Origin of the sequence: Belliella baltica DSM 15883, from assembly GCF_000265405.1 — a bacterium.
In the GTDB taxonomy this organism is placed as follows: Bacteria; Bacteroidota; Bacteroidia; order Cytophagales; family Cyclobacteriaceae; genus Belliella; species Belliella baltica.
This window is the reverse complement of sequence record NC_018010.1, coordinates 2,196,218-2,209,445: the sequence shown is the minus strand read 5'-3', so window position 1 is coordinate 2,209,445 and position 13,228 is coordinate 2,196,218. Positions and strand designations below refer to the sequence as shown.

Here is a 13,228-nt window from a genome sequence, read left to right as displayed (position 1 = left end):
TCATATTCAAAAATTCAATAACAAAATATTCTCTCTAAGGTTTTTATACACTTAAAATATTACAGTAAAATCTGTTAATATTCGTAAATAAATAAGTTAAAATGTATTTCAAACTTGAAATAGTAAATATCATCCCAATCAATTTTTTTTTCAAAAAATGAAAAATATTTCTGTTACTAACTCTATAAAATCATTTGTTTCTTTTGATTTACTTTTTTAATCAAATACTGACCATATTCATTTTTCTTTAAAGGCTCAGCTAATTTCAACAAACTCTCACCACTAATGTACCCCATATCAAAGGCGATCTCTTCTAAACAAGCTACTTTTAACCCTTGTCTTTTCTCTATAGTATGAATGAAATTAGAAGCTTCTAACATCGATTCGTGGGTTCCTGTATCCAACCAAGCATAGCCTCTACCCATCAATTCTACTTTGAGTTGTCCTTGCTCCAGGTATGCTTGATTTACTGTTGTGATTTCTAACTCTCCTCTATGACTTGGTTTTATTTCCTTCGCAATCTTTACAATAGAATTGGGATAAAAGTACAATCCCACGACAGCATAATTACTTTTTGGAAACTGAGGCTTTTCTTCTATGCTTAATACTTTTCCTGACTTTTCAAATTCAACCACACCGTATCTATTAGGATCTTGAACATAATACCCAAAAACTGTTGCTTTCTTTTCATTTTTTAAAGTCTCTACTGCACTGTTGAGCATTTGAGTAAGACCATGACCATAAAAGATATTATCACCTAAAACTAGGCAAACATCATCATCACCAATGAACTCCTCGCCTAAAATAAAAGCTTGGGCTAGTCCATCTGGACTTGGCTGCTCAACATATGAAAATGACATGCCGATCTCTGAACCATCTCCCAAAAGATTGACAAAATTGGGTAAATCATGAGGTGTTGAGATGATTAAAACCTCTCTTATGCCAGCAAGCATCAATACTGACAAGGGATAATAGATCATCGGTTTATCATAAATAGCCAAAAGTTGTTTTGATACACCTTTTGTAATGGGATAAAGTCGAGTTCCTGAACCACCAGCTAAAATAATTCCTTTCATATTACTAAGGTATCAAATATTTAGAGTTTTGCTCACATCTTGATCTATGAAGATATTTTGAATAATGATAATTGATTATGACTTCAACAATCAAAATTATCACAAAAAATCTTGTGGATTAACTATTTAGCCTCTAGCAGATTGGTTGGTAGTACCTTTATTAGTCAAATAAATAATATTTTGTTTGACTACTGATGTTCTTGAGGGAAAGCCTCACTTGAATTTCAAAATTACCGAGTTTATCAATATTTTGCTTTAGATCAAATTTCATAATAAATATCTACCTATGTGTCAAAACCGAACAAATTTAAACTATTCAAATAAACTATTGCACAAATAAAGCATAAAAATACCCACTACTGGGTATTTTTTACTGTTGGCTAACTTTGTAAGTTTGTTATGGGTGATTTAAGCAATTTTTCTGCTCTCTTTTTTCATTCTATATAGGAAGATATTTTACTGATTATTTGAGTCCTATAGAATTTATAAGGTGTTGGACTGATTATCCAACACCTTATTATTTTTTGCAAAATCTTCATTTAAAAATGCCAAAAAAAATCTTGTTTCACCAAAACAAGAAATTTTGTGTAAAAACCATAAAAAATACCAACAACAGGGTATTTTTTCTCAATTCTCCTAGCTGTAGTTTTACATCGGTGATTTTAACAACTTTTACTTTTAAAGTAAAAGGAAATATATAGGAAATAGTTTAACTCCCTTTTTGGATCCTATTCTATTTTTTTCAGGGATGATGAAATTTACGGTTTTCGTCATCCCTTTAATTTTTTATCTGTCGAAGAAAGACCTTCTTCTACTTACTTTAAGATCTTGTAGAATAGCAGATTTAACTCTGATGTCAACGCTATAAGATGTAAAAGTTCCGAAGGGAATCCAGGAAACGTTCATCTGCCAACAATGTAAATCTCTTGCTATAGAAATCATCGTCTGAGTAATCTTTGCAGTAGAAAAATCATACCCAGTATTAAAATTCACTTTCCATTTTTCAGTCAAACTCACATCACCATTGATATTTAAGGCTTGAGTAATATTAGTATTTCCATTGGTCTGCCTATTGTAGCTGACATTATATCCAAACCCGAGGTTCCAAGGAATACTCCAATCAATGTATTGACTTGGATCATTTACAATTCTTGTGATTTCATTTTCTACAAATTCATTCATTTGACCACCTTGTTGCAAAAAGTTATTAGTAACCTCATCTCTTACCTCACCTGGAGATTTTTCAGTTTTACTAGGATTTAGACTTCCTGTTATATTGACATTCGCATTTCTAATCCTACCGATTCCTTGGCCTCTACTCCATGCAAAGTTGTTCAACCTTCTTGTCACCTCTCGACCCTGAGCGTTTCTACTTACACCTTCAGCATAAGGATCCATTGTTGCTGATAAATTGACCGAAAGTTTATTATCAAAAAATGATGTTCTGGTATTGAAGTTTATAGGGGCAAGTTGAAATGAATCAGCGGCGAAATTGTAATTTGTAGTTACATTTAGCGTTTGTAGCAATGGGATTTTTTTAGTCTTTACTTCTGCAGTATCGCTTTCTGTTTTGATTTTTGCTTCCAAAACATTTCTTATTGAGATACTCAATGACCTAGACTCACCAAGTGGTGCTCCTTGAAAAATAAAACCTTGATATCTAGAGAATAATTGTCTTCTACCAGTACTATCGACTTGTACATTTTGATAAAAACCATAAGATGGATCTGAGAAATCAGGAGTATAGTTGAATCCAAAGGAAGGTTGCATATGATGCCTAATGGCTTCTACTTTTTTGCTGTTTTTGAAAGTATAAAAGCCATACACGTTGGTATTTAAATTAAATGATGAAGTATAGAATCCAACTCTATTGAAGCCATTTTCTGAAATTCGATCTACTCTATTTTCCACATCATTATAGTAGTAATTAATTTTTTCTAAGTACCACAATTCAGTATAATTCATGGAAGCAGTTCCTGTAAAATATTTGAATAAGGTAAAATTTGATGAAATAGGAATAGTGCTTCTAGCGCCATTATTGGCATCTCTCAAAAGCTGAGGAAGGTTTGCAAGATTAAAATCTCTAATAGCTGGCGATTGTTGCTGCTGATCAAACTCTCCAAAATCCTGTTGAAATGAAAGGTTTTGAACTCCTAATGCTGGTGTAATCCTATTTGTAATAGAGTTTTGAAGATTAAAATTCCAGGCAATATTGAGTGTTTTTAAAGGTTCAAATCGAACATTTTGAAAAGGACTTTGCCTATTCATGTTTAAAGCTATATCCGGCAATGTAAGGTTCACTTCATTTGTTTGGATGTTTTGAGAATGCCTCAAATTAGCAGACATACTGAAAGGTGTGCCTGCAAAAGTTTTGCTGTATGCTACATTTGAAGTAAAATCAGACCGAACGTTATTTGCAAAATTATTTGGGTTGATAACTAAGTTATTATAATTCTGAGTTCCTGCATTTACGGATACTGAAAATCTAGAATTTCCTCTCGACTCAGGTGTGTGCTGCCAACTCACCCAAACGGAGGTGAAATCAAGTGGATTTTCTTGCGTTTCTGGGCTCTTGAAGCTTTGGTAATCTATATTGAAGCTACCATTAAACTTGTATCTCTTTTTATAGATTGTAGCAGCTTTTGCTCCCCAGCCACCATTGGAATAGATATCCCCTGTTACCCTTGAATGAATGTAATCATTGAAAGCAAAGTAATATCCAAAATCTCTTAAGAAAAGACCTCTTCTTTGTTCTTGTCCATAAGATGGAAAGACTATTCCCGAAGCTTTTTCTTCAGGCGTATCTGGAATAATACCAAATGGTAAACCTATAGGTGTTGGAACATCATTAAAATAAAGATTGAAAGGACCAGTTACGACTTGTTTCCCTCGAATAGATTTAATTTTTGCCGCACTGATATGCCAATGGGGCTCTGCGAGATTACAAGTTGTATAATAACCATGATCCATGTAGACACTACCATCAGCAGTCTTCTTGATGGTCTCTCCGCGCAATAGACCATCCTGTTGCTCAGTTACGACATCTTTGATTATAGCTTTTTGAGATTTGAAATTATATCGCATCTCTTTGCGAATTTCATAAGATGTTCCTCCTTCTTTAAAAATAGGATTACCTGTAATATTTCCTAAGGAATCCGTAACTCCAGATGCAAAAAGCTCACTTTTATCCCAATCTATTATAATCAAATCTGCATCCAACCTAATATTTCCATATTCAAACCAAGCTTGTTTATGCAGATATATTTTATTTTGCTTAAAATCCGTTATTATACTATCCTCACCATAATAATTGATAAGTGTTTCAATTTCACCTTTAGGCACTACCTTTGTGGAGTCCGAAGTAGGAACCGTATCTGATAGAGATCTTTCTAAGGTATCTAACCTGAGGTCTGTCCTTGGTGGGGTATTCAAGATGGAATCAGGAGCGCCGATGGGATTTTCAACTCGTCTTTCATTCCTCCTTTGAGCAAATATAAATTGGGGCAAAACCCAGAATAATAGGAGAATAAATAAATGGAGCCTGTAATTCCGCACCGATTGATTCAAATTTGTTTAAAAATTTATAAATTTCGAACGAGCAAAGTTAATGGTATTTAATGCTTATGAAACGCCTTCAAGTTAAAAATATTCTTCTAATTTCATTATTAACATTTTCATTCCTTTTTACAGGCTTTCTTCCGACGGGTTCAAGGGCTCCTGAATACAAATTAAGAAGGGTGGTAATTGATGCTGGTCACGGCGGAAGAGATCCAGGCGCCATAGGTTCCTATTCAAAAGAAAAAGACTTGACGCTCTCTGTGGCGCTTCAAGTAGGAAGTTATATAGAGGAACTTTTACCGGATGTAGAGGTCATTTACACACGTAAAACTGACGTTGCAGTAGATTTAAAAGAAAGACCAAATATTGCCAATAGGAATCGAGCTGACTTATTCATTTCAATTCATTGTAACGCAGCTGCTAATAAGTCAGCTTACGGTACGGAAACTTTCGTGATGGGAACCAAAAACTTTGAAGCTAATTTTGATATTGTAAAAAGGGAGAACTCCGTAATTATCTTGGAGGAAAATTATGAAGAAAATTATGAAGGTTTTGACCCAACCTCTCCCGAATCGTACATGATGTTCAATTTGACTCAAAAAGCTTTCCTTTCTAACAGTCTTTCTCTAGCATCAAAAGTAGAAGAAGATTTTACCTCAAGAGTTCAAAGACACAGTAGAGGAGTCAAACAAGCCCCTCTTTACGTTCTCTGGACAACGAGTATGCCTTCGGTATTGATTGAGTTGGGTTTTATTTCTAATACTTCTGAAGAGCGTTTTCTAAATAGCAAGCAAGGACAAACTTATTTGGCTTCGGCCATTTATAGATCTGTCAAAGCTTACAAAGAAGAACTAGAGTCACTTTAAATTCCAACTTCACTTTATCACAAGGTCTTCAAAACTAACCGCTTTTGAAGACCTTTTTTTATTTCAGAATAAAGTCAAATTACCGAAACAGCAATTCTATTTGATTGTTACCAACATATTCAGTTATTTTAGATCAGAAAACAAACCCAATTAACTTTATGGATTTAGAATTCAATAAAAACGAAGATCTCAACAAGCAATTAATTTTTCATCTCAACAAAAAATTACAAAAAGTTCATCTTGGAGGCGGGGAGGCAAGAATTGAAAAAGAACATGCCAAGGGCAAGCTAACCGCAAGGGAGAGAATCTCCTATTTGACAGATGATGACTCTGAATTTCTGGAAGTTGGTGCACTGACGGCTGATGGCATGTATGCAGAAGAAGGTGGTTGCCCATCTGCTGGGGTTGTCACAGGAATTGGTTATGTCAAAGGCAGAATGTGCATGATAGTTGCCAATGACGCCACTGTGAAAGCAGGTGCTTGGTTCCCGATGACTGCCAAGAAAAATCTTCGTGCGCAGGAAATCGCCATGGAAAATCATATTCCAATTATTTATTTGGTAGATAGTGCGGGAGTATTTTTACCAATGCAGAATGAAATTTTCCCAGACAAAGAACACTTTGGAAGACAATTTCGAAACAATGCTAAAATGTCATCAATGGGAATCGTCCAAGTTGCCGCCATCATGGGAAGTTGTGTGGCAGGTGGCGCTTACCTTCCTATCATGTCAGACGAGGCGATGATTGTTGACAAAACTGGATCGATTTTTTTAGCCGGATCCTATTTGGTAAAAGCTGCCATAGGAGAAAATGTGGATAATGAAACACTTGGTGGAGCAACTACTCACTGTGAAATCTCAGGAGTCACTGATAACAAATATGATTCGGATCAGGACTGTCTAGATGCAATCAGAAATATTTTTGATAAAATTGGAGCCGCCGAAAAGGCAGGTTTCGATCGAGCAGAGCCAAGCAAACCTTCTAAGGATGAAAAAGAAATCTATGGAACCTTCCCTGCTGACCGAGTGAAGCCTTACGAAATGAGAGAAATAATTGAACGCTTGGTGGATAATTCTAAATTTGACGAATACAAACAAGATTACGGAAAAACACTTCTCTGTGGCACAGCTAGGATTGATGGTTGGGCAGTGGGTATCGTAGCCAATCAACGCAAAATCGTCAAAAATAAAAAAGGCGAAATGCAGATGGGTGGTGTAATATATTCTGATTCAGCAGATAAAGCCGCCCGATTTATCATGAATTGTAATCAGCGCAAGATTCCTTTGGTCTTTATTCAGGATGTATCAGGATTTATGGTAGGAAGCAAAGCAGAGCATGGAGGAATTATCAAAGATGGCGCAAAAATGGTTAATGCCATGTCCAATTCTGTAGTCCCAAAATTTACCATCATTATAGGGAACTCTTATGGAGCAGGAAATTATGCTATGTGTGGCAAAGCTTATGATCCAAGATTAATCTATTCTTGGCCAACAGCACAAATGGCCGTTATGTCTGGAGCCTCCGCAGCAAAAACTTTATTACAAATCAAAGTGGCTTCATTGAAAAAAGCAGGTAAAGAAATCACTCCTGAAGATGAAAAAACACTCCTAGATGAAATCAAAGCTAAGTACGAAGAAGAATTGAGTCCCTATTATGCAGCTTCAAGACTTTGGGTTGATGGTGTAATTGACCCATTAGAAACTAGAAAAGTGATCAGCATGGGAATAGAAGCGGCCAATCATGCTCCAATAACTGAGAGATTTAATGTAGGCGTGATTCAGACTTAAAATTTAAGATTTAAGAGTTTAGATTTTAGATTTAAGAACTTGAGTTAATTGACATAAGCCTGACTTCCAAAAAAAGTCAGGCTTATAAATTTTTATAGGAATAACAGATAATTTCTTGATGACTTTTTAACTCTTCCAAATCAAAAAACCGTAATTTAGAAAGAGTAATACAGATAGTTCTTATGGAAGAATTGACAGAAAAGGAATTACATGCTTTAGTGTCACTTTTAGATGATGAAGACAAAGAGGTAAAATCGCACGTTCAGGATCGGATATTTTCTTTAGGACATGGAATTATTCCATTTTTAGAAAAAAAATGGGAGGACAGCTTCAATCCCGAAGTCCAAAAGGAAATTGAAGACATGGTTCACAAGCTGCAGTTTTCACAGCTAAAAGAGAGGCTTTATGATTGGGCCAATACGCCCGATCAAGATTTGTTGACTGGACTTTGGATCATCAATACTTACCAATATCCAGATTTAGATTTTGATAAATTGAATACTGACATGCATCAGATTTATTTTGAGGTTTGGACCGCTTTCAAAAACAACTTACTTCCACACGAACAAATAAAAATCATCAACAATATTTTATTCAATTCCCTGAGATTTTCTGCAAACACTAAAAATTTTCATTCGCCTGGAAACAGCATGCTAAGCAATGTTTTGGATACAAAAAAAGGAAATCCAATTAGCCTTTGTGCAATTTACCTTTTGGTAGCCAAAAAGCTAGGTCTCCCGATTTATGGAGTCAACCTACCAAATCTCTTTGTTTTGACTTATAAGTCAAAAGATGTGAATTTTTATATCAATGCATTTAACAAAGGTCTAGTATTCAACAAGCAGGATATCTACAACTATCTCAACCATCTTAAAATAGAACCCTTAGATGTTTTTTTTGATCCATGTACCAACAAAGATATTATAGTACGTATGCTTCGGAATCTGGTAGTTGCTTTTGAAAAATTGGGGGAAACTGAAAAAGTTCAAGAGGTCAAAGAAATGCTTTCGATCGTTTCAGAATAAAATGTTAGAGAAATTGAGCTTTTTCAATTGATCAAGCGAATATTACATCCCACTGGCCTACTTGAACTCGGACTTGGATTCTTCTTGTTTTGGATACTTTCCAGCGCATTTTCAAGATATTTCATATTTGAACTTTCCGGAACTTGTGGATTATTATCAATCGCGCCACGATAGGCAATGGAAAAGCCAGTTTGACTTGGGGTAATGACAATCACCTCAGGTAATTTTGTTACTTGAAGTTGTTTTGTCAAAGCTTGTTGACCATCATTAAGAATTGGGAAATTGGAAATTCTCTCAGCAAACCTTTTCTCAATGGCTTCTTTATTTTCATCTTCATCATTACCAAAATGTGGATTTACCATAGCAAAAACCATATTGTCATTCGAAAATTTATTTTTCAGGTCAATAATCCTATTTTCATATAATTTTGAAAATGGACATGACAAATTTGTAAAAACCAAAATAACAGCCTTGGCTTCGGCATAATTTTTCAGTTCAAAATTTTGCCCGGTAAGAATGTCTACCGAATTAAAATTTTCTACGAGTTGTGCTTTTGCCGAAAAGGTAAAGCTCAAAATAAAGGCTATTAAAATGGCTGTGGTTTTCATAATTTGGATGATTTTTGAAACTATAGTAAATATACCTACAAACAAGCTACCAAATTGTATAAGTAAGTACCATTTCTTTTTCTACTTCGGCTTTTACTTGATAAAAATGATCAGAATGATCAGTCTGATGAATTTTCCCAGATATCAAATCATCTTGAATTGAGAATGGCTTTAAAAGGATATTTTCTTTCAAACTAATCCCCTTTCTTCCTTGACATTTATAAATAGACTCTTTGGCAGACCATGCGATTGTATAGAGCAGAGGGTCATTATTCAAAAATTCAAGTTCACTAGGATCTAGAAACTTGGGGCCAAGACGGACTATCTTTTCCCTAACATAATCCAAATCAATTCCAACCGGCATGTCTTTGTGAAAAATAGCCGCTGCCAATCCTTTTGTATGCGTCAATGACACAAATCCAAAACCATCCATAGCATGGGACTTCCCGTGTTCGTCTTTGTAAAACCCCGGATAGGGAAGAGAAATAGTATCAAGTGCATATTTGATAGCTAATCTCGCTGCCTTCCATTCATTCTTTTTATCAGGATGTGAGATGTTAGATAAGGAGAGTTTTTCTCTAAAACTCAAAAAAGTCACTTCATTTTCGGAGACTTCTTCAATATTATTGACCGCCAAGGCCGATAAAGCACTTATTTTTTCTATTTTTGTTTGCATTGCCCTCTTTGGGTTTTGAATTGCTTACTCTGCAATATATGTCAAAAATTCAAGTTAATAAACTCCACACGCTTACAGGCCACAATGATTGTATTTATGCACTCGCTGAGGGATCAGACCCGAGATTTTTTTATACCGGGTCAGGAGATGGAATGGTCGTAGAATGGGATTTAGATAATCCGAAAGATGGAAAACTTATAGCAAAATTACCTCATTCCGTCTATGCAATCACCGTTGATAAAGAAAGAAACTTATTATTCATCGGACATAACTTTGAAGGAATTCATGTTATTGACTTGAATAAAAATAAAGAAGTATGGTCTTTGAAAATTACAGATCAATCGATTTTTGATCTCAAAATTGTAGGAAGAATTCTTTTTGTAGCGACTGGAGATGGTGTACTGACAGTGATAGATATTGAAGAAAAATCACTTGTCAAACATATCAAGCTTAGTTCAAAAAGTGCAAGAGTGATGGCGGTAGATAACGACCAAAAAAATATCGCTATTGGATTTAGCGATCACTCAATCAAAGTAATTGATACAGCTGATTTCAAACCTTCTCAACTTTTAGAAGGTCACACCAATTCGGTTTTTGCCTTGGCTTATTCTCCGCTACATGATACACTAGTCAGCGGCGGACGTGATGCATCACTCAAATTTTGGAACACCAAAACTTACAAGCAAACAAATAATGTGATCGCACACATGTTTGCAATTAATTATCTTTCGTTTAGAGAAGATGGAAAGTATTTTATCACTTGCAGTATGGATAAGTCCATCAAAATCTGGGATTCTGAGGATCATAAATTACTCAAAGTCATAGATAAGGCCAGGCATGCAGGACATGGAACTTCCATCAATAAAGTACTTTGGAGCACATATAATCAATCAATCATTTCAGTCAGCGATGACAGAAGCATTTCAATTTGGGAAGTAGATATATAAAATCACTATGAAAATAACAGCCTTAGAAATTCGTAAAAAATCCTTTGAGAAAAATTTTAGAGGGTATGACAAAGATGAAGTTGATGTATTTTTAAAAGAACTTTCCGAAGAATGGGAAAAACTAGTTGTTGAAAACGAAGAACTTCAAAAAAAATTAGAACAGAGCAACAAAGAAGCAAATAAACTAAAAGAAGTTGAGGCTTCGCTTTTTAGAACTCTAAAAACGGCTGAAGATACAGGAGCAAGCATCATCGAAGAAGCCAATGATGCAGCTGACCACATAGTAAGGGAAGCACAACAAAATGCTCAAGCTATGCTCAATGACGCCCAAACTCAATCGCAAAGTCTTATAGAATCTGCAGAGCAAAAAGGAAAGCAAATCATGGCAGAATTGAAAGCTGATGTTTCAGACTTAGTAAGTGGCTACGAAACCTTGGTTTATCAAAGAGAATTGATCCTAAAAAATCTCAAAAAACTTGCCGAAGATATTGAAGATAATATCACTGTCTCTAATAATGACATTAAGAAAGTTAACATCAAGGCTCATTTAGAAATGGTAGAAACTTTGAATAAATCCAATTCATTTACCATAGCTAATATCAGCAGCTTGGAAGAAGAGAAAATGGAGATTCATACGATTGAAGAGTCTGAGCTTGAAAAACATGATTCAGAAGAAGTAGAAATGCTCGATGAAGAAATCACTGCAGATGGTAATGATCAAGAAGAAGTTATTGAAAAAGAAGTGCCTACTCAAGCTTCAATGGAAGAAAAAGTGAGTATCAATCAAGATCCTGAACTTCAAAAACCTGAAGAAGAGAAGAACAAAGAAAAAAAAGGGAATTCATTTTTTGATGATATTGACTAATGGGAAAAGTTTCACTTGAAGGAATAGAATTTCATGCATATCACGGTGTCTTTTCAGAAGAAACAAAGCTAGGAAATCGATTCACAGTTGATATTCATGTAGAAACCGATTTTAGAAATGCCATGCTCCATGATCAACTCAAAGACACTGTGGATTATGCTAAAATCTACCAAATAGCAAAATCTCATATGCTCGAACCTGTAAAATTATTAGAGCATTTGGCACATTTAATTATTACCGATATTTTGAAGATCTATCCAGCATCAAAGCAAGTTTGCATTACCATCAAAAAACATAACCCTGCCATAGGTGGTGTGGTCAACTATTCTGTTGTGACTGTAAATTATCCTGAAGACTATGATTAAAAAATTACTCATTTGCACTTTTATTTCCTTATTGAGCATAAATGTAAATGCTCAGGGTAAAATCTATCAAATCTATTCTAGTAATGGTGAATTGCTTGATGAAAAGCAGCTGTTTGAATCCATCAATCAAGCCGAAGTTACATTTTTCGGTGAGTTACATAATAACAGTGTAGCGCATTGGCTACAACTTCAAATCCTCAAAAACCTTAAAGAAAACCAAAAAGATATCATTTTGGGAGGTGAGTTTTTTGAAAGAGATGATCAATTGAATATCGATGAATGGCTTGAAGGAAAAATCACCGATAAAAACTTTGAGGCTGAAGCTAAACTTTGGAATAATTACATTCCAGATTACAAGCCTTTGATGCTATTTGCCAAACAAAATCAAATTCCTTTTGTCGCCACAAATATCCCTAGAAAATACGCATCTGTAGTCAGTCGTGAAGGTTTGGGAAGTCTTGAGACTTTCTCAAAAGAAGCAAAAAAATCCATTGCTCCCCTGCCAATCGAAGTAGATATGACATTGCCAGGATATGAGGGAATGAAAGGGATGATGCATGGTTCTGGAATGAATGCAGACTTTATGGTCGAAGCCCAAGCCATCAAAGATGCTACTATGGCCTATTCACTTTTTGAATTTATCAATAAAAAGAAAAGCATCTTTCACGTCAATGGTTCTTACCATTCCAACAACTATGAAGGAATCGTATGGTACTTGAGAAAAGAATATCCTAAGATAAAAATCTTAACCATTGCCACTGTCGAACAGGGTGATACCACTTCCCTACTCGAAGCTTCCAAAGGAATTGCTGACTTTATAATCGTCCTTCCTACAGATAGCCCAAAAAGTTATTGATTGATGTACAGTAAGGCAGAAAAATCTAAAATCAGGAAAGATTTTTGGACGGCATTTGGTCAATATATGAAGCCTGTACCCTCAGAAACGGGGGTTCGCGTCAATTGGTCCAATTATAAAACTGGCATCAAACATATTTTTTTCAGAATGGAAGCGGAAAATGATTTCGCCTCTATTGGTATTGAAATCAATCACCCAGATATTGAATTACAACAGTTATTTTTTGAGCAGTTTGTCGAATTCAAAAACCTCCTTCAATCTGAAATTGGAGAAAAATGGAACTGGGAGTTACATCACGAAGATGAATTTGGAAAGATCAGCTCTAAAATCTACATCATCCTACTTGACGCAAATGTGATGGATGGGAATGATTGGTCAAAAATCATTTCCTTCCTCAAGCCACGAATTATTGCCCTCGATGCTTTTTGGGCAAATATGAAACCTGCTTTTGAGGAGCTCTGAGGATTAGTTATTGGGTGATCAGGAACTAGGAATTAGAGATTGGTTAACAGGGAATTAGGGATTGGTTATTGAGGGAATAAGGATTTGTTATTGTGATAATTTGTGAATTAAGTTTCTGGTTAAAATCTCCAATCTTC

General features: G+C 35.2%; 12 protein-coding genes. 8 read left to right on the top strand and 4 right to left on the bottom strand.

From position 1 onward, the window contains the following. Nucleotides 1-182: 182 nt before the first annotated feature. Both rfbA and BELBA_RS10245 read right to left on the bottom strand, forming a co-directional pair. Nucleotides 183-1,076, bottom strand: coding sequence for a glucose-1-phosphate thymidylyltransferase RfbA (gene rfbA / locus BELBA_RS10250; RefSeq protein WP_014772621.1), 894 nt, complete (start codon nt 1,074-1,076; stop codon nt 183-185). Nucleotides 1,077-1,862: 786 nt separating this feature from the next. Then, on the bottom strand, nt 1,863-4,583 hold the full coding sequence (locus BELBA_RS10245) for a putative LPS assembly protein LptD (RefSeq protein ID WP_245531051.1): 2,721 nt from the start codon (nt 4,581-4,583) through the stop codon (nt 1,863-1,865). A 116-nt stretch (nt 4,584-4,699) separates the two neighbouring features. Between BELBA_RS10245 and BELBA_RS10240 the strand changes: the two genes are divergently transcribed. The 3 genes from BELBA_RS10240 (at nt 4,700) to BELBA_RS10230 (ending at nt 8,312) form a co-directional block, all read left to right on the top strand. Next, nucleotides 4,700-5,500, top strand: a complete 801-nt coding sequence (locus BELBA_RS10240) for an N-acetylmuramoyl-L-alanine amidase family protein (RefSeq protein WP_041779314.1) — start codon at nt 4,700-4,702, stop codon at nt 5,498-5,500. 158 nt (nt 5,501-5,658) lie between these two features. Then, complete coding sequence (locus tag BELBA_RS10235; protein ID WP_014772618.1) at nt 5,659-7,287, top strand: acyl-CoA carboxylase subunit beta; 1,629 nt, start codon at nt 5,659-5,661, stop codon at nt 7,285-7,287. A 182-nt stretch (nt 7,288-7,469) separates the two neighbouring features. Next, complete coding sequence (locus tag BELBA_RS10230) at nt 7,470-8,312, top strand: transglutaminase-like domain-containing protein (protein WP_014772617.1); 843 nt, start codon at nt 7,470-7,472, stop codon at nt 8,310-8,312. A 23-nt stretch (nt 8,313-8,335) separates the two neighbouring features. On the opposite strand, the gene BELBA_RS10225 is transcribed toward BELBA_RS10230, so the two are convergent. Next, nucleotides 8,336-8,920, bottom strand: a complete 585-nt coding sequence (locus tag BELBA_RS10225) for a thioredoxin-like domain-containing protein (protein ID WP_014772616.1) — start codon at nt 8,918-8,920, stop codon at nt 8,336-8,338. Between the two features lie 46 nt (nt 8,921-8,966). Next, entirely contained in the window at nt 8,967-9,596 is a 630-nt protein-coding gene (locus tag BELBA_RS10220) for a 4'-phosphopantetheinyl transferase family protein (RefSeq protein WP_014772615.1), read from the bottom strand. Nucleotides 9,597-9,634: 38 nt separating this feature from the next. Here BELBA_RS10220 and BELBA_RS10215 point away from each other — a divergent pair, with 38 nt between their 5' ends. From BELBA_RS10215 to BELBA_RS10195, 5 genes are read left to right on the top strand one after another with little or no spacing between them, the layout of a single operon-like run. Continuing rightward, complete coding sequence (locus BELBA_RS10215) at nt 9,635-10,543, top strand: WD40 repeat domain-containing protein (protein WP_014772614.1); 909 nt, start codon at nt 9,635-9,637, stop codon at nt 10,541-10,543. 7 nt (nt 10,544-10,550) lie between these two features. After that, nucleotides 10,551-11,408, top strand: coding sequence for a DivIVA domain-containing protein (locus tag BELBA_RS10210; RefSeq protein WP_014772613.1), 858 nt, complete (start codon nt 10,551-10,553; stop codon nt 11,406-11,408). Then, nucleotides 11,408-11,773 carry a dihydroneopterin aldolase gene (gene folB, locus BELBA_RS10205; RefSeq protein WP_014772612.1) on the top strand — a complete coding sequence of 122 codons (366 nt, stop codon included), beginning with the start codon at nt 11,408-11,410 and terminating at the stop codon, nt 11,771-11,773. The genes BELBA_RS10210 and folB overlap by 1 nt, the downstream gene beginning before the upstream one ends. Further along, a complete protein-coding gene (locus tag BELBA_RS10200) occupies nt 11,766-12,629 on the top strand; it encodes a ChaN family lipoprotein (protein WP_014772611.1) in 864 nt (287 codons plus the stop codon). The genes folB and BELBA_RS10200 overlap by 8 nt, the downstream gene beginning before the upstream one ends. A 3-nt stretch (nt 12,630-12,632) precedes the next feature. Continuing rightward, on the top strand, nt 12,633-13,091 hold the full coding sequence (locus BELBA_RS10195; protein ID WP_014772610.1) for a DUF4268 domain-containing protein: 459 nt from the start codon (nt 12,633-12,635) through the stop codon (nt 13,089-13,091). The last annotated feature ends 137 nt before the right edge of the window (nt 13,092-13,228 follow it).

Excerpts from the sequence above, each read along its gene's own strand:
- BELBA_RS10230 (WP_014772617.1), top strand. The coding sequence starts at position 7,470 with ATGGAAGAATTGACAGAAAAGGAATTACATGCTTTAGTGTCACTTTTA.
- BELBA_RS10240 (WP_041779314.1), top strand. The coding sequence starts at position 4,700 with ATGAAACGCCTTCAAGTTAAAAATATTCTTCTAATTTCATTATTAACA.
- folB (WP_014772612.1), top strand. The coding sequence starts at position 11,408 with ATGGGAAAAGTTTCACTTGAAGGAATAGAATTTCATGCATATCACGGT.
- BELBA_RS10225 (WP_014772616.1), bottom strand. The coding sequence starts at position 8,920 with ATGAAAACCACAGCCATTTTAATAGCCTTTATTTTGAGCTTTACCTTT.
- rfbA (WP_014772621.1), bottom strand. The coding sequence starts at position 1,076 with ATGAAAGGAATTATTTTAGCTGGTGGTTCAGGAACTCGACTTTATCCC.
- BELBA_RS10215 (WP_014772614.1), top strand. The coding sequence starts at position 9,635 with ATGTCAAAAATTCAAGTTAATAAACTCCACACGCTTACAGGCCACAAT.
- BELBA_RS10200 (WP_014772611.1), top strand. The coding sequence starts at position 11,766 with ATGATTAAAAAATTACTCATTTGCACTTTTATTTCCTTATTGAGCATA.
- BELBA_RS10210 (WP_014772613.1), top strand. The coding sequence starts at position 10,551 with ATGAAAATAACAGCCTTAGAAATTCGTAAAAAATCCTTTGAGAAAAAT.
- BELBA_RS10195 (WP_014772610.1), top strand. The coding sequence starts at position 12,633 with ATGTACAGTAAGGCAGAAAAATCTAAAATCAGGAAAGATTTTTGGACG.
- BELBA_RS10220 (WP_014772615.1), bottom strand. The coding sequence starts at position 9,596 with ATGCAAACAAAAATAGAAAAAATAAGTGCTTTATCGGCCTTGGCGGTC.
- BELBA_RS10235 (WP_014772618.1), top strand. The coding sequence starts at position 5,659 with ATGGATTTAGAATTCAATAAAAACGAAGATCTCAACAAGCAATTAATT.